A 24,342-nucleotide genomic window follows, 5' to 3' on the forward strand; every position below is an offset into this window, starting at 1 on the left:
AATTATAGCTTAATTAGCATATGTTGGCGGCGGCCTTTTCAACTTTGACGCAAGGTATGCCGCCTTTGGTCATGCAGAGCACTGCGGACCGGGAGCGATAACAGACCATCGCCATCAAAATGACGGACCATGACGAGAAATAGAACAGGGAAAAAGGTAGAGGCGGCCGTCATGCCGTCGGTCGCAACAGGGGACGCATATGGGGCATCGGATATCTTCATCCGCGCGCTAATCGCGGGAGGCGCTTCGGCTCGCCGCTCGCCCGCCGCCGATCATGGCTTTTCCAGCTTCTCCCTCCGCCGCGATCGATCCCGACCGGCATGACCGTTCCTCCTCATCCCCTGCACCCGCTGATCGCAAGGCTCGGCGGGCGGATCGACCTGTCCGACACGGACAGGGCGGCGCTGTCCGCCCTTCCCTTTCAGGTGCGGGCGGTCGGCGTGGGCGCCTATGTCGTTCAGGAAGGCGAACGCGCATCGGCCTGCCAGATCCTCCTCAGCGGCTACACCCATCGCCATCGTTTTTCGGCGGAAGGCGTGCGTCATATCGGCGGCATCCATGGCGAGGGCGATATATTGAACCTGCCCGTCCTGCCGCCCCAGGCGGCCGAGGATGCCGTGCAGGCGATCACCCCGACGCAGGTCGCCGCCGTGCCGATCGAAAGCATACTCGGCATCAGTCGCACCCACCCGCGCGTCGCGCAGGCCCTGTGGGCGGAGGTCGATGCGCAGATGTCGATCGTGCGCGCCTGGATATCGAACATGGGGCGGCGCGATGCGCGCGGCCGGCTGGCGCATCTTTTCTGCGAACTGGCGCTGCGCCACGGTCCGATCGACGAGGTGGAGGAATGGGTCATCAGCCCCTCGCTGACCCAGACCGTGCTCGCCGACGCAACCGGCGTGACCACGGTGCACGTCAACCGCACCCTGCGCGCGCTGGAGGCGGAGGGCTATATCAGGCGCGACCGGCGCAGGATCATGATCGCCGACCGGCAGCGGCTGGCGCAACTGGCCGACTTCAACCGCCTGCGCTGGGCGACCGCGCCGGACGCCAGCGCGCCGAGCGCCGGCTGATCCGCCTCAATCCCGCTGCGCCGGGCCGAGCGCGGCGGCAAGCTCATCCAGCCAGGGTCCGGCCACCCCGTCGGACGGCGCGCGCCAGTCGCCGCGCGGCGACAGCGCGCCGCCCGGCGAAATCTTGGGGCCGTTCGGCAGGGCGGACCGCTTGAACTGGCTGATGGTGAAGAAGCGGTAGAGGAAATTGTCGAGCCATTTGCGGATGGTCGGCAGATCATAGGCGACCTTCCCGTCCTCCGGGTAGCCGAACGGCCACACCCCCTGCCCTGCATCGCGCCAGGCGTGCCAGGCGAGGAAGGCGACCTTCGAGGGCGGCAGCCCCAGCCTGACGACATGATGCAGGAAGAAATCGTTGAGCGCATAGGGGCCGACGCGCGATTCCGTGCTCTGCATCGCCCCGTCCGCGCCCGCCGGCACCAATTCGGGCGAGATTTCGGTGTTGAGGATCGCGTCCAGCACCTGGGCTGTGGGCGCATCGAACTGGCCGGTGGTGATGCACCAGCGGATCAGGAACTGGATCAGCGTCTTGGGCACGCCGGCATTGACGGCATAATGGCTCATCTGGTCGCCGACGCCATAGGTGCACCAGCCCAGCGCCAACTCGCTGAGGTCGCCCGTGCCGATGACGAAGCCGCCATGATGATTGGCGAGGCGGAACAGATAGTCGGTGCGCAACCCCGCCTGCACATTCTCGAACGTCACGTCATAGACCGGCTCGCCCTTTGCGAAGGGATGGTCCATGTCGGCGAGCATTTGGTTGGCGGCGGGGCGGATGTCGATCTCCTCGCCCGCCACCCCCAGCGCCTTCATCAGCGCCCAGGCATTGCCCTTGGTATGCTCCCCCGTCGCAAAGCCGGGCATGGTGTAGCCCAGGATGGTCGAGCGCGGCAGGCCCATCCGGTCGCACGCTTTGGCCGCGACGATCAGCGCATGGGTGGAATCGAGCCCGCCCGACACGCCGATCACCAGATGGCGGCCCGCTGTTGAGCGGAACCGCTTCACCAGCGCCTCCACCTGAATGTTGAACGCCTCGTAGCAATCCGCGTCGAGCTGGAGCGGGTCGGCCGGCACGAAGGGGAAGCGCCGCACCGCGCGCCGGAGCCCTCGATCGGCGACGGCTGGAGCATGGGGAAAGGTCAGCGTGCGGAACCGGGTTTCGGGATGACCAGCGGCGACCGCGCTGTCGTTGAAAGTGCCGTTGCGCATCCGCTCCAGCCGCAGCCGTTGCACGTCGATATCGGCGTAGATCAGCTCCTGCGCGTCGTCGAAGCGCGCGGACTGGGCCAGCAACTCGCCATTTTCATGCACCATCGCCTGCCCGTCCCAGGCCATGTCGGTGCTGCTCTCGCCCGCCCCGGCGGCCGAATAGGCGTAAGCGGCGATGCAGCGCGCCGATTGCGAGGCGGACAGGAGATGCCGGTCGCGCGCCTTGCCGATGGTGATGTTCGATGCGGACAGGTTGCACAGGATCAGCGCGCCGGCCATCGCGCCGAAGGTGGAGGGCGGCAGCGGTGCCCAATAATCTTCGCAAATCTCGACATGGAAGATGAAGTCGCGCTGGCCCTCGGCGGCGAAGATCAGGTCGGTGCCGAAGGGCGCTCTATGCCCGCCGACCTCGATCTCCTGCCCTGTCAGCCCAGCGCCCGGCGCGAACCAGCGCTTCTCATAATATTCGCGGTAATTGGGGAGGAAGCTCTTGGGCACGACGCCGATCAGCCGCCCGCCGCCGATCACCAGCGCGCAATTATAGACGCGCCCAGCGCGGCGCAGCGGCGCGCCGACCAGCAGCACCGGCAGGTCGGCGCTCGCGGCAATCAGCGCCGCCGCTTCCTGCTCCACCCGGTCCAGCAAGGCTTCCTGAAGATGCAGGTCGTCGATCGCATAGGAAGACAGGCAGAGTTCGGGGAACAGCACGACATTCGCGCCCTCCCCCGCCGCCTGCCGCGCCAGTTCCAGCACCGCCGCTGCGTTGGCGGCGACATCGCCCACGCTGCCGCGCGGGGTGGCGGCGGCGAGCCGAACGAAACCATGGGTGTGAAAGGAAGAAAATGCCTCAGTTGCGGTCAACGGCCTGCCTCATCATGTCCAGTGCGATGCGAAGCGACGATATGCGCACCGGCCCGCGACCGATACCCCCGAAATGCGCGACGCGATGCTGGGTCGTCCCACTCAGGCGCGCGCAGGCGAAGTGGACGAGGCCGTCCTCCTCGTCATCAGGGGCCGTGCCGGCATAGCCGGTGATCGCCAGCGCGACATCGGCGCGCGAATGGGCGATCGCCCCCTCCGCCATTGCGCGCGCCACCGCTTCGCTCACTGCGCCAAGGGCGTCGATCAGGGCCGACGAAACCCCCAGCATCTCGGTCTTGGCGTCCTTGGTATAGACCGCAAAGCCCCGTTCGAACGCATGGCTCGCCCCCTCCACATCGGTCAACAGCGACGCGAGCAGCCCGCCGGTGCAGCTTTCCGCCGTGGCGAGCTTCACATCCGCGTCGCACGCGGCCTTCAGCAGATCGGCGGCGGCGCTCTCTATATCATCGGGCAGGATCGGGGAGAGCGTTTCCGCTTCGCTCATTCGGCCGACCTCCGCGCCTTCGCGCCGGCTTCCTCCCGCCCCGCCCGGCTGTCGTCCTGCTCGCCCCGGCGGGTCATAGCTACCGGATCATAGTCGGACGGGATCGTCCCGCCGCTGATCGGATCGCGCTCGGGCTCGCGATCGAGCGTGTCGCTGGGCCGGCGTGCCGCGCCTTCGGGCTGGTTCTCGGTCGAGATATTGGGGTTGCGCGTATGCGCCGTGGGGCGCTCGCGGCTGTCGCGGAAAGAGGCATTCATGGACGATCTCCTTGACCTATCAAGAATAGGCAACGGCGGGAGTTCCCCCCGCCGATCACATAGGTTGCCGCGACCCCCGAATGTTGCGCTTGCGAAAAAAAGCGCCTCACCTGGGTTAGACCCCGCATCCAATTGCGCCCCCGCGCATTCTTGGCTCGCCACGGCTGGCGCATGGAGGAGGCAACAGGGTGAACGACGCACAAGAGCGTATCCGCGCGCGAGCGCACGCCATCTGGGAAGCGCAGGGCTACCCGGAGGGGCTGGCCGACGAGCATTGGCGGCAGGCCGAGGCGGAACTGGCGGAGGCCGACAGCGCCGAGGCGCTGCCCAATCCGCTGGCGAGCGGCGCGGCCGCCGAGCAGCTGGCAAAGCCGCGCCGGCGCAAAGCCACGCCACCCCCCGCCGCCTGATCCCAGTTCCCCCGACCCCTGGAGGCCGCTTGAGCCATTTCCCCGACCGCCTCGAGAGCGGATCACCCTATCCCCTGGGCGCCAGCTTCGACGGGCTGGGCGTCAATTTCGCCCTCTTTTCCGCCCATGCCGACAAGGTCGAGCTGTGCCTGTTCGATCCACAGGGGAAGCGCGAACTTGCCCGCTTCACCCTGCCCGAATGCACCGATGAGGTCTGGCACGGCTATCTCCCCAATGCCCGGCCGGGCCTGCTCTACGGTTATCGCGTGCATGGTCCCTATGCGCCCGAGCAGGGGCACCGCTTCAATCCCAACAAGCTGCTGCTCGATCCCTATGCCCGTCGCCTATCGGGCAGCCTGCGCTGGAACGACGTGCTGCACGGCTATCCGGTGCGCGGCCGCCGCGCGGACCTGGGCTTCGACAAGCGCGACAGCGCGGCGGCGATGCCCAAGGCGGTGGTGACGCTCGACAGTTTCGACTGGTCGCGCGACGTGCGGCCCAACATTCCCTGGTCGGAAACCGTCATCTACGAGGCGCACGCCAAGGGGCTGACCAAGCTGCTGGAAGCCGCGCCGCCGCAGGAACGCGGCACTTTCGCTGCGCTCGCCCATCCCAAGGTCATCGACCATATCAAGCGCCTGGGCATCACCGCGATCGAGCTGATGCCGATCCATGCCTTCACCCAGGACCGCTTCCTCCAGGAAAAGGGGCTGCGCAATTATTGGGGCTATAACACGCTCAGCTTCTTCGCGCCCGAACCCAGCTATTTCTCCAGCGACACGCATGACGAATTTCGGGTCGCGGTGCGGCGGCTGCACGCGGCGGGGATCGAGGTGATCCTCGACGTCGTCTATAACCATAGTTGCGAGGGCAGCGAGCTGGGGCCAACGCTGTCGTGGCGCGGGATCGACAATGCCACCTATTACCGGCTGCTGCCCGATAATCCGCGCTATTGCCTCAACGACACCGGCACCGGCAATACCTTCAAGCTGACTCATGCCCGCGTCATCCAGATGGTGGCGGATTCGCTGCGTTACTGGGCCACCAGCTTCGGCGTCGACGGCTTCCGCTTCGACCTTGGCCTGACGCTGGGGCGGACCGATCATGGCTTCGATCCCAATGCGGGGCTGTTCGACGTCTTGCGCCAAGACCCGATCCTCGGCCGGCTGAAACTGATTGCCGAGCCATGGGATGTAGGCATAGGCGGCTATCAGCTCGGCAATTTCCCGCCCGGTTTCGCCGAATGGAACGACAAGTTTCGCGACACCACCCGCCGCTACTGGCGGGGCGATCCCGGCCAGCGGGCGGACCTTGCCGCGCGCCTCTCCGGCTCGGGCGACCTGTTCGACCGGCGCGCGCGGCGGCCCTGGGCCAGCGTGAACTTCCTCACCAGCCATGACGGCTACACCCTCGCTGACCTCGTTTCCTATGAGGAACGCCACAATGAGGCCAATGGCGAGGATAATCGCGACGGCCACGACAATAACCTCTCGCGCAACTGGGGCGCGGAAGGGCCGACCGAGGACGACGCCATTCTCGAAACGCGCGGCCGGGTGCGCCGCGCGATGCTCACCACCCTGCTCGCCTCGCTCGGTACGCCGATGCTGGTGGCCGGCGACGAGTTCGGCCGCACCCAGGGCGGCAACAACAATGCCTATTGCCAGGATAATGAGATCAGCTGGATCGACTGGTCGCTGCTGGAGAGCGACGAGGGCAAGGCTTTGTTCGATTTCACCGCGCGCCTGATCGCGCTGCGCCAGGCGCATCCCGTGATGCGCGCCGCGACCTTCCTCTACGGGCAGGATTCCCCCGGCTTCGGCGTCAACGACATCGAATGGTGGGACGAGCGCGGCCAGCAGCTGAGCCCCGAGGACTGGAACAACCCCGAAGCCCGCGCCCTCACCATGCGCCGCGCGACGCTGCGCGAGGACGGCCGGGTGGAGGCGCTGACGCTGCTGCTTAACGCCGGCGACGATCCGGTCGATTTCATCCTGCCCCCGCCGTCCGCCACGCGCGAGGTGCTGATCGACAGCGCCCAGCCCGATCGCGACCCGTTCGAGATTGGCGACGATTATGCGGTGCAGGCCCATTCGGCGGTCTTGGTCTGCTGGATTGGGGATCAGCCCGCGTCATGACCTTGTGGGGACCAGCCGATCTTGGCGACGGACGCTGGCGTTTCCGCCTGTGGGCGCCCGATCGTGATGCGGTGACGTTGGAACGCGACGGCGCGGAAACGGTGGCGATGACGGCGGCGGAGGACGGCTGGTTCGTCGCCGATGCCGACGCCGCGCCGGGCACTCGCTACCGCTTCCGCCTCGATCCCGATCTCGCCGTGCCCGATCCGGCGTCGCGCGCCCAATCGGGCGGCGTCGATGGCTGGAGCGTCGTCACGCCCCTCACGCCCCCGGCACCATGGCAGGGCCGCCCCTGGCGCGAGACCGTGATCTACGAACTTCATGCGGGCCTGTGCGGCGGTTTCGCGGGCGTCGCGGCGCAATTGCCTGCGCTCAAGGACATCGGCGTCACCGCGATCGAACTGATGCCCGTCAACGCCTTCAGCGGTTCGCGCAACTGGGGCTATGACGGTGTCCTGCCCTTCGCCCCCGCCGAAGCCTATGGCAGCCCCGACGATCTGCGCGCGCTGGTGGAGGCCGCGCACGCCCATGGCCTGATGATCTTCCTCGACGTCGTCTATAATCATTTCGGGCCGGACGGGAATTATCTCGGCGCCTATGCGTCGTCCTTCTTCCATGCCGAACGCCAGACCCCCTGGGGCGGCGCGATCGCGGTGGACCGGCCGGCGGTCGCTGCCTTCTTCCGCGAAAATGCGCTGATGTGGCTCAATGATTATGGCTTTGACGGGCTGCGCTTCGACGCGGTCCATGCGATCGGCGACGACGGCTTCCTGGACCAACTTGCCCGCGACATCCGCGCCGCTGTCGCGCCCGGCCGGCATGTCCATCTGATGCTCGAAAATGAGCACAACGACGCCGCCCGCCTCTCCCCCGACCGCTATGACGCGCAGTGGAACGATGACTTCCATAACGTCCTGCATGTCCTTCTGACCGGCGAGACCGACGCTTATTATCAGGATTTCGCCGACCGCCCAGCGGACAAGCTCGCCCGCTGCCTCGGCGAAGGCTTCATCTACCAGGGCGATCCCTCGCCCCATCAGGAGGGGAAGACGCGCGGCAGCCCGAGCGGCCACCTGCCCCCCACTGCGTTCATCGCCTTCCTCCAGAATCACGACCAGACAGGCAACCGCGCGCTGGGCGATCGGCTGATCCACCTCACGGACGTCGATCGATTGAAAGCGGCGACCGCGCTGCTGCTTCTGCTGCCGCACATCCCGATGCTGTTCATGGGCGAGGAAGTCGGCGCGCAAAGCCCCTTCCTCTTCTTCACCGATTTCCACGACGAGCTGGCCGACATCGTGCGCGAAGGGCGCAGGCGCGAATTCGCCGGCTTTTCCGCCTTCGCCAGCGAGGAAGCGCGTGCGCATATCCCCGATCCCAACGCGCTCGCGACGTTCGAGAAGGCGCGCGTCGCCCCCGGCGAGGACGCCGTTGAATGGCGGCATTTCTACCGCAGCCTGCTCGACCTGCGCCATCGCCATATCGTGCCGGGGCTGGACGGCAGCCGCCCGCTCGGCGCGCGGGCGCTGTCCGACAAGGCGGTGGAGGCGCGTTGGCGGCTCGGCGGCGGCGAGACGCTGACGATCCTCCTCAATCTCGGCACGGAGCCTGTCGCGGCGGAGGAAAGCGGCGCGCCGCTCTTCACCATTGGCGCTCCGGGCGGCCCGGCAAGTTGCGCCGCCTGGATCGCGCCGGCATGACGCCGCTCGACGCGCTGGCCGATGAAGCGGGCATAGCGCGCCTCTGGACCGATGCCGACCGCGCGAAGCAGCAGGTGAGCGACGAGAGCCTGCGCGCCATCCTCTCGGCGCTCGACCTGCCGGCGGAAAGCGACGCAGAAATTGCGGAGAGCCGCGCGCGGTTGAAGGCGAGGAACGCAGCGCTGCCCAAGCTGGTGACGATCGATTGCGGCGCGCCGCTGACCTTGCCCGAAAGTCTGGGCGATTTCGACCCGCTGGACGAGGCAGGCGCATCCGTCGCCAGCCCGACCCGGCCCGGCTACTACCGCCTACGCCATGCAGCAGGAGAGACCACCCTAGCCATCGCGCCGCCGCGCTGCCGCGCTATCCCGAAGCGCGGCTGGGGCGTGGCCATCCAAATCCCCTCGCTCGTGGGAGAGGGCCGCGCCTTTGGCGACTTCGCCCTACTCGCGCAAGCCGTCGCGGCGCTCGGCCGCTGCGGCGCGGACGCCGTGGCGCTCAGCCCGACCCATGCGCAATCGCTCGACGATCCCGGCCGCTTCGCTCCCTATTCGCCCTCCAGCCGGCTGGCGCTCAACGGCCTACTCGCGGATGCGCGTTGCGAAGGCGCGACCGCCGACCTTATCGACTGGCAAAGCGCCGGCCCAGCCAAGCTTGCTGCGCTACGCACGCAGTTCGCCGCCCAAAATGAAGCGGCTGATTTCGCCGGCTACCTCCAATCCCGCGCCCGCGCCGGCCTCGACGCCGTGCAGCAAGCCGCGCGCGACGCCGGCATGGCGATCGGCCTGATCGCCGACCTCGCGGTCGGCGTCGATCCGGCCGGCGAGGAGGTGCGCGACGATCCCGGCGCATTTCTGCGCGGTCTGCGCATCGGCGCGCCGCCCGATCCGCTGGGGCCGCAGGGACAGGATTGGGGCCTCACCAGCTACAGCCCCGATGGCCTGCGCGACCGCGGCTTCGCGCCCTTCATCGCCATGCTGCGCGCAAACATCCCGCGGGGCGGCGGCATCCGCATCGACCATGCGTTCGGCCTGCAACGGCTGTGGGTCATTCCGGAAGGCCGCCCGGCAAGCGAAGGCGCCTATCTCGCCTACCCCTTTGCGGACCTGCTGCGCCTCATCAAGCTCGAAGCCTGGCGCGCCGACGCCATCGTCATCGCCGAGGATCTCGGCACCCGCCCGCCGGGCTTCAGCGAGACGCTGGCGGAGGCCGGCATCTACGGCATGGCGGTGCTGCCCTTCTCGCGCGACCGCAAGGGCGGCTTCCTGCCCGCAAGCGCCTATCCCGACACTTCGGTCGCGATGAGCGGAACCCACGACACCGCTACCATCGCCGGCTGGTGGAGCGGCCGCGATCTCGAATGGAACGCCACCTTGAATCGCGGCGGCGACACAGCGGCCAAGCGCGCGCAGGATCGCGCCACGCTCTGGCGCGTCATCGGCAAGGGCGCACCCAGGCCCGCCGACGATGATCCCGCCCCGGTGGTGGACGCCGCCCTCGCCTTCCTCGCCGCCACCCCCTGCCCGCTCGCGATCGTGCCGATCGAGGATCTGCTCGGCCTTGTCGAACAGCCCAATCTGCCCGGCACGGTGGACGAGCATCCCAACTGGCGACGCCGCTTGCCCGCCCCGATCGCCGCGCTGCTCGCGCGCCCCGAGGTCGCGCGCCGCATCGCGACGCTGAACAGCGAAAGAACCCTATGATCCCCCGCGCCACCTACCGCCTGCAACTGACCCGCGACTTCCCTTTCGCGGCGGCGGAGGCGATCCTCCCCTATCTGGCGGACCTCGGCATCAGCCATGTCTACGCCTCGCCGATCACGACCGCGCGCAGCGGATCGACCCATGGCTATGACGTCACCGACCCGACCCGTATCAACCCGGAACTGGGCGGCGAGGCCGGCTTTCGCAGCCTCGCCGCCGCCGCGCGAGCCCATGGCCTCGGCATCGTCATCGACATCGTGCCCAACCATATGGGCGTAGCGGGCGGCGAGAATGGGTATTGGAACGACGTGCTGCGCCTTGGCCGCGACAGCGCCTATGCGCGCTGGTTCGACATCGACTGGACCGGACCGCTGATCCTCCCGATCCTGGGCGCGACGCTGAGCGAGGTAATCGACGCGGGCGATATCGCTCTGGTCCGGGAGGGCGAACCGCACATCCTCCTCTACGGCGAACAGCGGCTGCCGCTCCGCCCCGATGTCGCCATTCACCTCCCGCTCCGCGACCTTCTCGACGCGCAGTATTACCGCCTGGTCCATTGGCGCACCGCCAATGACCGGCTCAACTGGCGGCGCTTCTTCGCGATCAACGAACTGGCGGCGCTGCGGGTGGAAGACCCCGCCGTGTTCGACGCGACACACCGCCTCTATCTCGACCTATATCGCGACGGGCTGATCGACGGCGTGCGCGTCGATCATGTCGACGGGCTGACCGACCCGGCCGGCTATTGCCGCCGGCTGCGCGCGGAGCTGGACGCGATCCGGCCCGGCGCGTGGATCATCGTCGAGAAGATATTGGGCGCGGACGAGATGCTGCCGGCCGACTGGGGCGTGGGCGGCACCAGCGGCTATGACGCGATGCGCGACCTGACCGCGCTGCTCCACGACCCCGCCGGCGAAGCGCCGCTGCGCGACCTGTGGCGCTCCCTCGACCCCGCCCACGCCGATCCCGCGCAGGTGGTGCTCGAGTCCCGCCGCGACATGCTGAGCTGGCAGTTCGACGCGCAGCTTTCCGCCTGCGTCGCCGCCTTCGCCGCGCTGTTCGCGGACGATGAGGCGTGCACCCCCGCCATGCTGCGCCGCGCGATCGAGCGGCTGCTCTGGGTCTTCCCCGTCTATCGCACCTATGGCGACGGTGCCGCCGCACCTGAAACCGACACAGCCCAGCGCGATAAGGCATGGCGCATGGTCCAGCGCCACCTGCCCTCCGGCGAAGCGCCTGTCACGCGCCGCATCCTCGACCTGCTGGGCGGATCGGGCGAAGGCGATCCCGCGCTCGCGGCCGAAGCCGTCCGCCGCTTCCAGCAGCTGTCCGCCCCGATCGCGGCCAAGGGGGTGGAGGACACCGCCTTCTACCGCTACGCGCCCCTGCTCTCGGCCAATGATGTCGGTTCCGACCCCGAACAATTCGCGCTTTCGCCCGACCAGTTCCACCAGCGCGCCGCCGGCCGCCCGCCCCATGCGATGCTTACGACCGCGACCCACGACCATAAACGCGGCGAGGATGTCCGCGCGCGGCTTGCGGTGCTGAGCGCCGTGCCCGACCTCTGGGATCAAGCGGTCGCCCGCTGGTCGGCGATGGCGCAGGGCCATGGCGTGCATCCCGCCGACCGCTACCAACTGTTCCAGTCGCTGCTGGGCGCATGGCCGCAGAGTGGCGAACCCGCGCCCGACTTCGCCGATCGCCTTGCCGCCTGGCAGGACAAATCGCTGCGTGAGGCACGGCTACGGTCGAGCTGGGAAGCGCCGAACGCCGACTATGAAGCCGCCGCCCAAGCGCTCCTTCAAGACCTGTTGGCGCATGACGGCTTCCGCGCGGATCTCAGTACCTTCCTCGCGCGGATCGTGCCCGCCGCCGAAGCCAACAGCCTCGTCCAGGTCACGCTCAAATATATGCTGCCCGGTGTCCCCGATCTCTATCAGGGCGCGGAGCTGGCGGACCTCAGCCTCGTCGATCCCGACAATCGCCGCCCGGTCGATTATGCCCGGCGGCAGGCGCTGCTGCGCGCGCCCGACGGGTCTTTCGACTCGCGCAAGCTGCGGCTGATCCGCGATGCCCTCGCCCTCCGTCGGACCCATCCGAAACTGTTCAGCGAGGGTAGCTATCGTCCCCTCCCCGTCACCGGCCGGCGCGCCGCGCATGTGCTGGCCTTTGCGCGCCGGCACGGCGACAAGGGCCTGCTCTGCGCGGTCATGCTGCGCGCCGGTGCGGCGATCGTGGAGGCGGGCGGCCTGCCCGGCGCGGACTGGTGGGGCGACACGCACATCGACGGAGACAGCCGCCTCTCCGCCGCCGCCATCTTCGCCGATCGCCCTTATTTGATTGATTTAGGTGAGTAAGCCGCAAATCTCTGGAACTAGGAGGCAAATCGCGCGTCTCATCGGTTGCGATCAGCCGATTTCACCAGAGGATCAGACGTGCGGGACAGTGGCATCATCGATTGGCTTTCGACCCATAGCGAGAGCTTCCGTTTTCAGCATAATGCGCATCGGGAAAGCGCCACCACCGTCGCGCGGCACCTGCTGCATCGCGAACGGCTGGGCGAGCAGGTGATGTTCGGCGCCGCCGCCCTGCGCCAGCGCTGCATCGACAGCGACAATCTTTGGGAACTGAGCGTCCGCATGGCGGACGGCACCGAAGCCCATGTCGGCGGGCCGTCCTTCGACCAATGTCTTCAGACCGCCCGCGCGACCTTTCTGCCCTCAATGCCGAGCGCGCTGGCCGCCTGAGTTCGACGCACCCTGCTCGGCCTCCTTGTCGAGGCCGAGCCAGGCCCGTCGACGCGCCGCTTCCTCGCGGCAGAAAAGGGCCGTCGCCTTGCGGCCGTCGGCGTCCTTCCCCACCACCGTCAAACGACATCGCAATCTGTCGGACATCCTATCCTCCTGCCTGATTATCAACGGGGTAAGGGACAGCGGCCGCCAAGGTTCCGCCGGTTCCCCCTGATCTAGGTCAGTGCAGCGGCCGTTTCCGCATCGCATCCTTCAGCATCGCCACCAAGCGCGACGCGATCGCCGGCTTGAGCAGCAGCGGCGCGTCGGGATGGTCGGCCAGGATCGGGTGTTCGCCTGCGCCCGAGCAGAAAAGATAGGGAATATCGTAGCTGTCGAGATCGTCGGCCAGCAGACCCGCATCCCCGTCCGCCAGCCGCACGTCGAGCACCGCGCCGCCCGGCAGCCGATGCGCCACCGCCGCCGCGCCCTCGGCCAGCGTCGCATAGGGTCCATCGACGGCATAATCCGCCGCCTCCAGCAGGTCGGCGATCAGCGCGGCGAGCCGGGGATCATCCTCCACCAGCAAGATATGGGGCGTCTCGCGCATCAGGCGATCCCGAACTGCGCCCGATAGCGATCGAAGCACCGCTCGCCGCAGCGCAAGCGGATGAGCGCCCCTTCGGCCATCGCGGTCGCCCGGCGCGGGTCTTCTTCGACCAGCGGGCGGATCGCCTCGTCATTCCAGTCGCGGCTATGCTTGATGTCGAGCACGGCGTGAAGGTCGAAATAGCGCCGCTCGCTGTCCGACAGGCCGATCCGCCGCAGCCCGCGCGCGGTATGCGCCGAGCGGTCGGGCGCGGTCAGTTCGATCACGCCCAGCGCGCCGACGCTGTGCCAGGCATAATGGCGCGACGAGGCCATCGCCGTCATCGCATTGGCGAGCGCCAGGCTTTCCCACACCGTATTTTCGATGCGCGTGTCGAGGTCCAGGATCGCGACCAGCTGGCCCAGCATCGGGCCGTGCATTCCCTTGGTATTGCCGCGCCCCATTTCGTCCCAATAGTTGCGCGCCAGTTCCATCTTGGCGCGATTGGGCAGCTTGACCTGGGTCATCGCGACCAGATCGTCAAACCCTGCTTCGCCGGCCGCTTCCTGCGAGAGGAACCAGCGTATCTCGTCGCGGTTTGCCTGATCGGCGAGCCAGGGGAACAGCCGGTCGTGCTGGCCGGGGCCGTTGGCCTTCAGCCCCTCGAACCAGGCGATAAAGCCGTCCGCGTCCGTCGGCGCGGCGGCGGCTTCCACGCGAACGGCGGCGCGCAGCTCCTCGATGAAACCATGTTCCAGCCGCAGCATCCGCCGGTCGGCTTCGAACCGGTCGGCGGTCAGCGTATCAGGATAGTCCGGCGCGAGCCGCTGTCGGTTCCAGCGGCTCAGTTCCTCCTGGAAATCCTGTCGGAGAAATTGCGAGCCTTCAAAATTCAGCTGGGTAGCCACAGGATAACCTCTCAATCTGTCTACCAAGACAATCCGGCAGCCCGGTCCGCCGTTCCCCACAATCGCATTAACAAAGGTTAGTCGAGGCAAGCTGGCAGTACGAACTTCCTGTTCCCCGGCGAAGGCCGGGGTCCAGTTCCACGCTCTAAACTGGACCCCGGCCTTCGCCGGGGAACATCTTAAATGGCTATTAGCCCACCGCGGCCTTCACCCCTCCGCCGTGCCGGGCTCCGCCATCTTGCGATGTCGTTCCGCCATGACGGCGGCAGGCGTCACATGCGCGGCCGCGGCCTGGAGCTTGTTCTTCCATCCCGACACGATATGCGCCTGCCCCGCCATCAGCGCGTCCCAGCCATCCCGCGCGACCTTGCCCGGATCGTCCTTCTCGTCGGCGCCGACGCTGGTGTCGAGCATATCGGCGCGCTCGAAAAATTCGGTTTCCGTGGGACCGGGCATCAGCGTCGTGATGGTGACGCCGTCGCTCTCCTTCACTTCGTTGCGGATCGCGTCGGCGAAGCTGTCGATGAACGCCTTGGTGCCGTTATAGACTGCCTGGAACGAGCCGGGGATGAAGCCCGCGATCGATCCGGTGATGAGGATCTTGCCGTCGTTGCGCGCCACCATCTGCCGCAGCACCGGCTGGAGCAGATAGAGGGTGCCGGTGATATTGGTGTCGATCACCCGCCGCCAGTCGGCAGGCGCTTGATCGACAAAGCCATGGCCGAGGCCGCGTCCGGCATTGGCGCAGAGCAGGTCAATCTGCCGCCCGCCCGTCTCCGCCAGCAGCCGGTCGACCCCTTCGGTGGTCGAAAGATCGGCCTCCAGCGCCTCCACGCTGGTGCCATGACGGCGGAAATCCTGCGCCGCCGCTTCGATCAGCGGTTCGTCCGCCACCACCAGCAGGTCATAGCCCGCCTGCGCCGCCAGATGCGCCAGTTCAAAGCCGATGCCGGTGGATGCGCCGGTGACGATCGCGAATTGGTTCGCCATAATGTTTCTCCTCAGGCGGCCAGGTCCATGCCGGGTTTCAGCACGATCTTGGTGAATATATTCTGCTTGTCGTGGAACAGCCGGTAGCCGTCGGCTGCCTGCTCCAGCGGCATGCGATGGCTGATGAGGAAGGTCGTATCGACCTTGCCCTCCATGATTGCGTTGAGCAGGCCGGGCATATAATGCTGCACATGGGTCTGGCCGGTCTTGAGCGTCAGCCCCTTCTCCATGAACGCGCCCAAGGGGAACTTGTCGACGAAGCCGCCATAGACCGCCGGCATGGACACCCGCCCGCCCTTGCGGCACGCCAGGATCGCCTGCCGGATCGAATGGGTGCGATCCGTCGCCATGAAGGTCGAGACCTTGATCTGGTCCCACACATTGTCCGCGAAGAAGCCGTGCGCTTCGAGTCCCACGCAATCGATGCAGGCGTCCGGGCCGATGCCCCCGGTCATCTCCATCAGCGCCTCATATGTCTTGCTCTCCTCGAAATTGATCGTCTCCGCGCCGAAACGCTTCGCGAGGTCCAGCCGGTGGGGGAAATGGTCGATCGCGATCACCCGCTCCGCGCCCATCAGGAAGGCGGACTGGACCGCGAACAGCCCGACCGGGCCGCAGCCCCAGACCGCAACGGTGTCACCCGGCTCGATCTGAGCGTTCTCCGCGCCCATCCAGCCGGTCGGCAGGATGTCGGACAGGAACAGCACCTTCTCGTCCTCCACCCCGTCGGGGATGACGATCGGCCCCACGTCGGAGAAGGGGACGCGCACATATTCGGCCTGACCGCCGGAATAGCCGCCGGTCATATGGCTATAGCCGAACAGGCCCGCCATCGGATGGCCATAGGCGGTTTGGGCGATATCCTGATTGTCGGCGGGCAAGCCATTCTCGCACGCCGAATATTGATGCTTCGAGCAATGGAAGCAGCTGCCGCAGCTGATGGTGAAGGGCACCACCACCCGCTGCCCTTTTTGGAGCGTCGATTTGGGGCCGGTCTCCACCACTTCGCCCATGAACTCATGGCCCAATATGTCGCCCGCCTTCATCGTCGGGATATAGCCGTCATAAAGGTGGAGGTCGGACCCGCAGATCGCGGTCGAGGTGATCTTGATGATGGCGTCGCGCGGATTGACGATCTCTGGATCGTCCACCGTATCGACGCGCACATCGTGCTTTCCGTGCCAAGCCAGTGCGCGCATCAGTCCATCTCCTCTGCCAGCTGACGCAGGTTCCGCGCCGCGGTGGCGATCTCGCCGGTTTCCATGAGTTGCTTGAAGCGGCGCAGGTCGCGCCGCGCCTGGATCGCGGGCTCGCGCTGGAACAGCTTGGCGACGATCTTGCCGACGACGCCCGCCGGCGGATCATAGGCGATGGTCGCCGTGACCCAGGTTCCACGGCCGCCCGGCGCATCGCGGAAATCGACGCGGCCGCTATTGGGCACGTCCGCGCCCTCTTCCGTTTCCCAGGCGATGGTCTCGCCGGGCACATCCTGGGTGATCCGCGCGACCCACTCGACATGCGCACCCGCCGGCGCCTTCACCACCCAATGATAACGACCGCCGCCAAGCTCCTGCACTTCCTCCACATTGTCCATGAAGGTCGGGAGATTTTCGAGCGTGCGCCAATAGTCATACAGCTCTTGGCGCGGCCGGTTGATGGTGACGGTCTTGGCGGTGACGCTCTCGCCCGGCCCGCCGGCGAGCGCCGCCGCCTCGTCGCCATGCTTGGATGTGCTGGCCGGCGCGTCGTCGCGCGCCGGCGTCATGGTGTCGCCCATGCCTGCCTCCTTGATGTGGATGGCGGGGCAACCATCGCCCGCCGCAGCCCGTTCCGGCGGGGCGGCGCGAAAGAGCGACGACGATAACCTGTGTAAGTTCGCGCCTTTACCGAGCGAGCGCGCGGATCACCCTGTCCCACTGGCCGAGCGCGCCGGCGATGCCCGCCACCGGCACCCGCTCGTTGAGGCCATGGGCAAAGCCGTCCTCCGCCTTCATGAACAGGCTGGAGACGCCATAGCTCGGCACGCCAAGCGCCCGGAAATGCAGACTGTCGGTCGCGCCCGACGACATGCCGGGCATGACCGTTATGCCCGGCGCGCGCGCGGCGATTGCCTCGCGCACCGCCGTCATGACGTCAGCCCGCAACGGGGAAGCATCGCTCGCCACCGGATCGCCCAAAGTCGTGACGGTCGCGCTCGGATCGGCGATCAGCTTCACCAGCTGCGCCTTCACCTCCTCTATTTTGACGCCCGGAAAGATGCGGCAATTGACCTGCACCTTGGCGCTCTGCGGCAGGGCGTTCAGCGCATGGCCCGCCTGCGCCATCGTCGCGACGCAGGTCGTCCGCACCTGCCCGACGAACTCCGGCCGCTCCGACAGCAAAGCCGCCGCCTGAGGATCGCCACTCTCCGCATAAAGCCGCATCGCCTCACTCACCGCGCCGCCGATCCGGTCGGCGGATTGAGAAAGCGACACCCGCGTCAGTTCACTCCGCATCGGCGGAAACCGATACGCCGCGATCCGGTCGATCGCCTTCGCCAGCCGATAGATCGGATTGCCCGGCGTCGGCGTGCTCGAATGCCCGCCCGGATCGGTGAAACCGATCTCGAAATCGGCATAGGTCTTCTCGCCGGCCTGGAGCGTATAGAGCACCGGCTGCCCCGCCTCGTTCAGCAACCCGCCGCCGCCATCCCCATTCAGCAGCAGCTCGATATTCCGATACTGCTTCGCCAGCGCCCGCGTCGTCACCATCGCGGTTTCCTCGTCGCCCGACAGCAGCAGAATGACCGTGCGGCGCGGCGTCCATCCCTCCTTCCTGAGCTGCGCCATGGTCGCGACCATCATCGCGACGTCATATTTATTATCCTCCGCCCCGCGCCCGAAAATATAGCCATTCTCCTCCACCGGCACGAAGGGATCGCGGGTCCAGTCGGCGCGATTGGCGGCGACGACATCCATATGGCCGATGAGCGCAATAGGCTTGAGACTGGGGTCGCTGCCCCGGATCGTCGCCGCCAGCGTCGCCGTCTCCCCCATCGGCGTGATGACGACATCCGCCTCGGCAAAGCCCGCCCCCTTCAGCAGCCCGGCATAATAGGCCGCGAGCTTGGGCACCTCGCCCGCCCCCTCGACCGTGCGGAACGCGATGGAGCGCATCAATATCGCCTTCGCCTCGCCTGCGTCCGCCGCCGCCAGCGCCTGCCCCTGCGCCGCCGCCATCAGCGCTACGCCCGCCACCATGCCCCGCATCATCATGTCTCGCCTCCCTGTCTCGCCCGCAATCTGGCATAGCGGATTGACGCCGCCAATGCGTTTGCAGCAGGACGGACACGGGAAAGAGGGCCACCTCATCCGCGTTGCACCCCTTGATAGAATTGCTTGCGCGCAATCGCCCGGACCGCATCCGATATTGCGCGCCGGTCGCCCGGAGATGAAAATGGCCCTCAACTACCGCAGCTTCGGATTTCAGGTTCTCGCCGGCATGGTCGTCGGCCTCCTGCTCGGCCTTGTCGCGCGACAGATCGGCGCGGGGCCGGACGGAGAGCTGAACTGGCTCGCCACCACGCTCAAGACGGTGGGCTCCATCTTCGTCTCGCTGCTGAAGGCGATCGTCCCGCCTTTGGTGTTCGCCGCCATCGTCGCCTCGATCGCGAACCTGCGCGCGCTCGACAATGCCGCGCGGCTCGCCGGTCAGACATTGCTCTGGTTCGCGATCACTGCGCTGATCGCGGTCGCCATCGGCATCACGATCGGCGTCATCGTGCAGCCGGGCGTCGGCGTCTCGACCGCCGCGCTCGCCGCCAAGCAGCCCGATTCGATCGGCGGCTGGCTCGATTTCCTGAAAGGTCTCGTCCCCGGCAACAGCCTCGCCCTCTCCGCCGGCAGCAAGACGAGCGATACGGGGGCGATCACCACCACCGTCTCCTTCAACATCCTGCAACTGCTGGTCATCTCGATCGCGGTTGGCCTGGCGACGCTGAAAATCGGCGATAAGGCCGAACCCTTCCTCGCCTTCGTCCGCTCGCTGCTCGCCGTCGTGCGCGCGATCCTGGGCTGGGTCATCCGCCTGACCCCGATCGGATCGGCGGCGCTGATCGGCACCGCGATCGCCACCTATGGCTGGAGCGCACTGGCGCAACTCGGCAGCTTCACCGCCAGCGTCTATCTCGGCCTCGCGCTGGTGCTGCTGGTCGTCTATCCGCTGCTGCTGATCGCCAATGGCCTGAAACCCGCCGCCTTCTTCGCCAAGGCATGGCCGGCGATCCAATTGGGCTTCGTCTCGCGCTCCTCGGTCGGCACCCTGCCCGTGACCGAAGCCGTGACCGAGCGGCTGGGGGTCGAGAAAGGCTATGCCGCCTTCGCCATTCCGCTCGCCTCCACCACCAAGATGGACGGCTGCGCGTCGATCTATCCCGCGCTGGCGGCGATCTTCGTCGCGGGCTTCTACGGCATCCCCCTCCACGCCATCGACTATGCGCTGATCGTCTTTGTCTCGGTGCTGGGATCGGCCGCGACGGCGGGCCTCACCGGCGCGACCGTGATGCTGACGCTGACGCTCTCGACGCTGGGCCTGCCGCTCGAAGGCGCCGGCTTGTTGCTCGCGATCGACCCCATCCTCGACATGGGCCGCACGGCCGTGAACGTCGCGGGCCAGGTGCTGGTGGGGGTGATCGTCGCGAAGAGGGAAGGGATCTTGGACGAGGGGGCTTATTATGGGTCGCAAAACCCGGACGCGCTGATCGCTCCCGCCGAGTAGACGCGGTATCGACCACCGCCCCATCCACCCTCCCTACGTCATTCCCGCGAAGGCGGGAATCCATCTCCCGACCTCGCGCCTAGGTGATAGGCTCGGAGATGGGTTCCCGCCTGCGCGGGAACGACAATAACTGGGTAGAGTGCCGCCAACCTCGATCTTTCCCCTTGCGCGACTCACTATTTTCCGTCATTTCTGTTTTTACAGAAAGGAACGTCATGCCTCTCCTCGACCATCCGGATGCCAAGGCGTTCCTGCTCCATTGGGGCGAAATGGGCACGCAATGGGGCGTCAACCGTTCGGTGAGCCAGGTCCATGCGCTGCTCTATCTGTCCGATCGCCCCCTTCCCGCTGACGAGATCGTCGATCAGCTCGGCCTGGCCCGCTCCAACGTATCGACCGCGCTCAAGGAACTGCAATCCTACGCCATCGTCCGGCGAGTCCATGTCGAGGGCGACCGGCGCGACCATTTCGTCGCCGAACTGGACCTGTGGGACATGCTGACCCGCATCGCCGCCGAACGGAAAAGGCGGGAAATCGATCCTACCATCGCGCTGATGGGGGAACTCGCCGCCCGCCTCGTGAAGGATGAAACAGCCCCGCCCCATGTCCGCGAGCGCATCACCCGGATGCACGAATTTCTGTCCACCCTGGGCGGCTGGTACGAACAGGTCCGCGTCCTGCCCAAGCCCACCTTGATCGCCCTGATGAAGCTGGGCGGCAAGGTCGCCCGGTTCCTGCCGGGCGGAAGGTCTAAGGCAGGCTGAGGACATTTACCCCCACCTTTTTTAGCAATGTATTTCTGTTTTTACCGAAACAACGGAATTTACCAAAGGAGATGAACATGGTTGAAACTGCCTATGCGATTTATCTCGCCATCACCCTTGCCATTACCATCTGGGTCGCCCGCACCTTGTCCAAGAATGGCGAAGTGTTCCTGACCCAATGTTTTGGGCACGACGCCCAGCTTGCCCGCTCCACCAATCATCTGCTGGTCGTCGGCTTCTACCTCGTCAACATCGGCTTCATCACCCTGACGCTCAGCCTGGGTCGCGAACCGGTGACCTATGCCGAAACCATCCGCTTCCTCAGCGCCAAGATTGGCCTTGCCGTGTTGGTCCTTGGCGGAATGCACTTCTTCAACATGGGCGCGATCGCGCATTTCGGCCGCAAGGTTAATGGCTGGCTGACCGACGGCTATCGTCAGATCGCCTGAAAGTCGGGCCGGTCCCCGCTCAGCCAATTATGGAGGCAATCATGTATCAGGCTCCATCGGTATATTATCGCGGCGCTGTGCAAGCCATCCTCGTGGCGGGGCCGGCCTTCATGATTGCCCTCGGCGCAGCCTCTTTCTACCTAAGGTTGCCCGAGCCGATCGCGTTCGAACCGGCCATGTTGATCGTGGGGCCGACAATCCTTCTGTTCGCGCTGATGTTCGGTCCTTTCATCAGCTGCATTCCTGTCCTGATCGGCGCTACCATCATGGACGTCATAAGCGGCCGGCTGCCAGCCTTCCGCATCCGGGCGGTCTGGCTGCTGGTGGGCCTTGGGATCGGCTGGGGCTTTTCATGGATCATCGGCGCGGCACAAGAGGTGGCCGAACTCACCTTCGCCCTGACCGCCACAAGTGGGTTGTGCGCTTGGCTTAGCCATCGTCGTGTCACTGACTAGCGCCAGGGAACACCACTTCGCAAAACCCTTCCTATTGCAAAGTCCCTCTGCCAACCCCGCACCCACGCATTTTCAAACTCTACCACACTGTATACTTCGCACCCCTTCGCAGCGCCGCACCCCGCTCTGCCACCCCTGTCCTACCCGCCTCCGATCCGCTAAGTCTTGCCCCGAACGCCGCGATGCGCCACTGGCGCGGACCCGGTAATCAGCAAAGAGACCCAAAGATCATCGTGCCCCATCATCAGGTCCATATCATCGGCGGCGGCCTTGCGGGTTCGGAAGCGGCGTGGCAGCTGGCGCAGGCGGGCGTGCGCGTGCGCCTGTCCGAAATGCGGGGAAGCGGCGACACGACCCCCGCGCACCAGACCGACGGCCTTGCCGAACTGGTCTGCTCGAACAGCTTCCGCTCCGACGACGCCGACAAAAATGCCGTGGGGCTGCTGCATCAGGAAATGCGGCGGCTGGGTTCGCTCATCATGCGCCAAGCCGAGCCCGCCAAGGTGCCCGCCGGCTCCGCTCTCGCCGTCGACCGCCACGTCTTTTCCGATGGCGTCACCCGCGCGCTGGCCAATCACCCCAATGTGGAGATCGTGCGCGAACGCATCGACACGCTGCCTGGCGAGGGCATGACCATCGTCGCTACCGGCCCGCTCACCGCCCCGGCGCTCGCGACCAGCATCGGCCAGGCGGCGGGGATGGAGCATCTCGCCTTCTTCGACGCGATCGCCCCGGTCGTCCACCGCGACAGCATCGACATGGACAAATGCTGGATGGCGAACCGCTGGGACAAGGTCGGCCCCGGCGGCGGCGAGGGCAAGGATTATATCAACTGCCCGATGACGAAGGACCAGTATCAGGCCTTCGTCCAGGGGCTGATCGACGGAGAAAAGACCGAGTTCAAGCAATGGGAGGCCAGCACCCCCTATTTCGAGGGCTGCATGCCGATCGAGGTGATGGCCTCGCGCGGCCCGGAGACGCTACGCCACGGCCCGATGAAGCCGATGGGCCTCGACGATCCGCGCACCGGCCGCTGGCCCTATGCGGTGGTGCAGTTGCGGCAGGACAATGCCAGCGGCACGCTCTGGAACATGGTGGGCTTCCAGACCAAGCTCAAACATGGCGCGCAGGTGGCGCTGTTCCGCACTATCCCCGGCCTGGAGCAGGCCGAGTTCGCGCGGCTGGGCGGCCTGCATCGCAACACCTTCATCCAGTCGCCCAAGCTGCTCGACGCGACGCTGCGCCTGAAGTCATCGCCGCATATCCGCTTCGCCGGCCAGATGACGGGCTGCGAAGGCTATGTCGAAAGCGCCGCGATCGGCCTCCTCGCCGGGCGCTTCGCCGCGGCGGAACTGCTGGGTCAGGCGCTGACACCACCCCCCGCCGACACGGCGCTGGGCGCTCTACTCGGCCATGTGACGGGCAATGTGGAAACCGCCGACTATCAACCGATGAACGTCAATTTCGGCCTCTTCCCGCCGCTCACCGATGTGAAGAAGAAAAGCCGCAAGGAAGCCTATACAGCGCGCGCCCGCGCGTCCTTCGGCGAATGGTTGGGGGAGATGGCGTGAACCACAAACCCCCGTTCGGTTCGAGCCTGTCGAGAACCGCCGCGCACCGGTTCTCGACAAGCTCGAACCGAACGGAAACTTAGCACCGGCACCTCTGCTTCGCCGCCCGCTTGGGCGCGGTCGTCGCGAACTCCGCCGGAGTCAGCTTGCCGTCCTTGTCGGCATCCGCCCCGCCGAAGCGATCCGCCGTCGCCGCCGCCCATTCCTCGAAGGACAGGAGATTGTCGCCGTCCTTGTCCAGCGCCTTGAAGGCCTTGGTGCGGCTCCCCATCATCTCGATCCGTGTGATGGTGCCGTCGCGATTGCGATCATAGCGTGCGAAGCGCTTTTCCTCCCGGCTCTGCGGGCTGGCTTCACCGGGCATGGGCAGCGCGTCGCCGACCGCATCGGGGTCGCCCTCCGGCAGCGGCTCGATCGCCGGCGGCGGCGCGGGTGCGGTGGCGAGCTGGGGGATGGGCTGCTGGCTGGCGCGCCCCTGCCACCAGAACAGCCCGCCGGCCACCAGCAGCAAGGCCGCCATTCCGGCCGCCAGAGATCGTCCCATGCCTCGTCCTCCTGGAGCGCCAGCCTATCCCGACCCGCTACCGCCCGACAAGCGCGATCCGCAGCAGCCGCAAGGCGAGCGACCGCGGCACCCCGAGCGGCGCACCCCGCCCGGCCAGCACATCCTGCCGCGCCAAAGTGAAGGCGATCCGCAGCGGCTTCCATTGTCTGGGCCAGTGGACCTCCCCGACCTGCGGCAACACGTCCCTCGCCGCCGCCAGAGCCGCCTTGGCCAACGCCGGAGCACCCACATGCCCCGCCAGATCCCAGAGCGCCCAAACCGCCCCCGCCGCATCGAGCCAGGCCGGTGGCTCCGCCGTATCCGCCAGCGCCCGGAACAGCCCTCCGCCCCGCCCGGCGGCATAGTCGCCAAGCGCCGCCGCATCGATCTCCGGCTCGACGACCAGAACCTCCCACCCGTCGATCATCGCCACCAGCCCCGGCGCCGCCATTGCCCCGCTGGCCCGCAAAGCATCGACCATGGGCTCCCCCCGCCCCTTGATGCCGGTCGGGTCGTCGATCACCTCATTCCACCAGGCAAGCCGCATCTGCCCGATCCGGGGTTCGCTGGTGGTCCGAGCGACCTGCGCCAGCCGCGCATCGAATGCCCAGATCGCCCGATGCCGCTCCGCCTGAGCGCCCGCATGGGCGGCGAGCAGCGCCGCAAGCGGCGGCAGCGCCTCCTGCGTCAGCATGGCTGCGCCAAATTCAGCGCAGTTATCGGTCCTTTAACCAT

At 66.8% G+C, this 24,342-nt stretch carries 23 protein-coding genes; 12 read left to right on the forward strand and 11 right to left on the reverse strand.

What is annotated here, in order from left to right; genetic code table 11:
• Positions 1-320 precede the first annotated feature (320 nt).
• The gene (locus V2B31_RS07000; RefSeq protein WP_328276789.1) at positions 321-1,073 is read left to right on the forward strand and encodes a Crp/Fnr family transcriptional regulator; all 753 of its coding nucleotides are present in this window, start codon (positions 321-323) and stop codon (positions 1,071-1,073) included.
• A gap of 6 nt (positions 1,074-1,079) precedes the next feature.
• Here the strand turns inward: V2B31_RS07000 and V2B31_RS07005 are convergent, their stop codons facing one another.
• From V2B31_RS07005 to V2B31_RS07015, 3 genes are read right to left on the reverse strand one after another with little or no spacing between them, the layout of a single operon-like run.
• The gene (locus V2B31_RS07005) at positions 1,080-3,143 is read right to left on the reverse strand and encodes an NAD(+) synthase (protein WP_328276792.1); all 2,064 of its coding nucleotides are present in this window, start codon (positions 3,141-3,143) and stop codon (positions 1,080-1,082) included.
• Entirely contained in the window at positions 3,130-3,648 is a 519-nt protein-coding gene (locus tag V2B31_RS07010) for a CinA family protein (protein ID WP_328276794.1), read from the reverse strand. Before V2B31_RS07010 ends, V2B31_RS07005 begins: the two co-directional genes overlap by 14 nt.
• Positions 3,645-3,905 carry a hypothetical protein gene (locus V2B31_RS07015; protein ID WP_328276796.1) on the reverse strand — a complete coding sequence of 87 codons (261 nt, stop codon included), beginning with the start codon at positions 3,903-3,905 and terminating at the stop codon, positions 3,645-3,647. The genes V2B31_RS07010 and V2B31_RS07015 overlap by 4 nt, the downstream gene beginning before the upstream one ends.
• A gap of 188 nt (positions 3,906-4,093) precedes the next feature.
• Here V2B31_RS07015 and V2B31_RS07020 point away from each other — a divergent pair, with 188 nt between their 5' ends.
• The 6 genes from V2B31_RS07020 to V2B31_RS07045 all read left to right on the forward strand — a co-directional run bounded on the left by V2B31_RS07020 (position 4,094) and on the right by V2B31_RS07045 (position 12,600).
• Positions 4,094-4,315 (forward strand): DUF2934 domain-containing protein, encoded by a 222-nt coding sequence (locus V2B31_RS07020; RefSeq protein WP_328276798.1) that lies wholly within the window; start codon positions 4,094-4,096, stop codon positions 4,313-4,315.
• A 29-nt stretch (positions 4,316-4,344) separates the two neighbouring features.
• Positions 4,345-6,450: a glycogen debranching protein GlgX gene (gene glgX, locus V2B31_RS07025; RefSeq protein WP_328276799.1), complete on the forward strand. Its 2,106-nt coding sequence runs from the start codon at positions 4,345-4,347 to the stop codon at positions 6,448-6,450.
• The gene (treZ, locus tag V2B31_RS07030) at positions 6,447-8,150 is read left to right on the forward strand and encodes a malto-oligosyltrehalose trehalohydrolase (protein ID WP_328276801.1); all 1,704 of its coding nucleotides are present in this window, start codon (positions 6,447-6,449) and stop codon (positions 8,148-8,150) included. Before glgX ends, treZ begins: the two co-directional genes overlap by 4 nt.
• On the forward strand, positions 8,147-9,853 hold the full coding sequence (gene malQ / locus V2B31_RS07035) for a 4-alpha-glucanotransferase (RefSeq protein WP_328276803.1): 1,707 nt from the start codon (positions 8,147-8,149) through the stop codon (positions 9,851-9,853). Before treZ ends, malQ begins: the two co-directional genes overlap by 4 nt.
• On the forward strand, positions 9,850-12,210 hold the full coding sequence (treY, locus tag V2B31_RS07040) for a malto-oligosyltrehalose synthase (protein ID WP_328276805.1): 2,361 nt from the start codon (positions 9,850-9,852) through the stop codon (positions 12,208-12,210). Before malQ ends, treY begins: the two co-directional genes overlap by 4 nt.
• Before the next feature lie 78 nt (positions 12,211-12,288).
• A complete protein-coding gene (locus tag V2B31_RS07045; RefSeq protein ID WP_328276807.1) occupies positions 12,289-12,600 on the forward strand; it encodes a hypothetical protein in 312 nt (103 codons plus the stop codon).
• Positions 12,601-12,823: 223 nt separating this feature from the next.
• Here the strand turns inward: V2B31_RS07045 and V2B31_RS07050 are convergent, their stop codons facing one another.
• The 6 genes from V2B31_RS07050 to V2B31_RS07075 form a co-directional block, all read right to left on the reverse strand.
• Entirely contained in the window at positions 12,824-13,192 is a 369-nt protein-coding gene (locus V2B31_RS07050) for a hypothetical protein (protein ID WP_328276809.1), read from the reverse strand.
• The gene (locus tag V2B31_RS07055; protein ID WP_328276811.1) at positions 13,192-14,079 is read right to left on the reverse strand and encodes an iron-containing redox enzyme family protein; all 888 of its coding nucleotides are present in this window, start codon (positions 14,077-14,079) and stop codon (positions 13,192-13,194) included. Before V2B31_RS07055 ends, V2B31_RS07050 begins: the two co-directional genes overlap by 1 nt.
• Positions 14,080-14,286: 207 nt before the next feature.
• Positions 14,287-15,069, reverse strand: a complete 783-nt coding sequence (locus V2B31_RS07060) for an SDR family NAD(P)-dependent oxidoreductase (protein WP_328276813.1) — start codon at positions 15,067-15,069, stop codon at positions 14,287-14,289.
• An 11-nt stretch (positions 15,070-15,080) separates the two neighbouring features.
• Positions 15,081-16,268, reverse strand: a complete 1,188-nt coding sequence (locus tag V2B31_RS07065) for a zinc-dependent alcohol dehydrogenase (protein WP_328276815.1) — start codon at positions 16,266-16,268, stop codon at positions 15,081-15,083.
• The gene (locus tag V2B31_RS07070; protein WP_328276817.1) at positions 16,268-16,846 is read right to left on the reverse strand and encodes an SRPBCC family protein; all 579 of its coding nucleotides are present in this window, start codon (positions 16,844-16,846) and stop codon (positions 16,268-16,270) included. The genes V2B31_RS07065 and V2B31_RS07070 overlap by 1 nt, the downstream gene beginning before the upstream one ends.
• Before the next feature lie 106 nt (positions 16,847-16,952).
• The gene (locus V2B31_RS07075; RefSeq protein WP_328276819.1) at positions 16,953-18,323 is read right to left on the reverse strand and encodes a M20/M25/M40 family metallo-hydrolase; all 1,371 of its coding nucleotides are present in this window, start codon (positions 18,321-18,323) and stop codon (positions 16,953-16,955) included.
• A 181-nt stretch (positions 18,324-18,504) separates the two neighbouring features.
• On the opposite strand from V2B31_RS07075, the gene V2B31_RS07080 reads away from it, so the two are divergent.
• The 5 genes from V2B31_RS07080 to trmFO all read left to right on the forward strand — a co-directional run bounded on the left by V2B31_RS07080 (position 18,505) and on the right by trmFO (position 23,063).
• Complete coding sequence (locus tag V2B31_RS07080) at positions 18,505-19,824, forward strand: dicarboxylate/amino acid:cation symporter (protein WP_328276821.1); 1,320 nt, start codon at positions 18,505-18,507, stop codon at positions 19,822-19,824.
• A 215-nt stretch (positions 19,825-20,039) separates the two neighbouring features.
• Positions 20,040-20,588, forward strand: coding sequence for a GbsR/MarR family transcriptional regulator (locus V2B31_RS07085; protein ID WP_328276823.1), 549 nt, complete (start codon positions 20,040-20,042; stop codon positions 20,586-20,588).
• A gap of 77 nt (positions 20,589-20,665) precedes the next feature.
• On the forward strand, positions 20,666-21,037 hold the full coding sequence (locus tag V2B31_RS07090; protein ID WP_328276824.1) for a hypothetical protein: 372 nt from the start codon (positions 20,666-20,668) through the stop codon (positions 21,035-21,037).
• Positions 21,038-21,114: 77 nt separating this feature from the next.
• Complete coding sequence (locus V2B31_RS07095) at positions 21,115-21,492, forward strand: hypothetical protein (RefSeq protein ID WP_328276826.1); 378 nt, start codon at positions 21,115-21,117, stop codon at positions 21,490-21,492.
• Positions 21,493-21,725: 233 nt separating this feature from the next.
• Positions 21,726-23,063 (forward strand): methylenetetrahydrofolate--tRNA-(uracil(54)-C(5))-methyltransferase (FADH(2)-oxidizing) TrmFO, encoded by a 1,338-nt coding sequence (trmFO, locus tag V2B31_RS07100; protein ID WP_328276827.1) that lies wholly within the window; start codon positions 21,726-21,728, stop codon positions 23,061-23,063.
• Between the two features lie 79 nt (positions 23,064-23,142).
• Here trmFO and V2B31_RS07105 read toward each other — a convergent pair whose 3' ends face one another.
• Positions 23,143-23,607 (reverse strand): EF-hand domain-containing protein, encoded by a 465-nt coding sequence (locus tag V2B31_RS07105; protein WP_328276828.1) that lies wholly within the window; start codon positions 23,605-23,607, stop codon positions 23,143-23,145.
• Positions 23,608-23,644: 37 nt separating this feature from the next.
• Positions 23,645-24,301 carry a hypothetical protein gene (locus V2B31_RS07110; protein ID WP_328276830.1) on the reverse strand — a complete coding sequence of 219 codons (657 nt, stop codon included), beginning with the start codon at positions 24,299-24,301 and terminating at the stop codon, positions 23,645-23,647.
• Positions 24,302-24,342 lie beyond the last annotated feature (41 nt).

The sequence above is a fragment of the Sphingobium sp. genome (assembly GCF_036170395.1).
Lineage (GTDB): Bacteria > Pseudomonadota > Alphaproteobacteria > Sphingomonadales > Sphingomonadaceae > Sphingobium.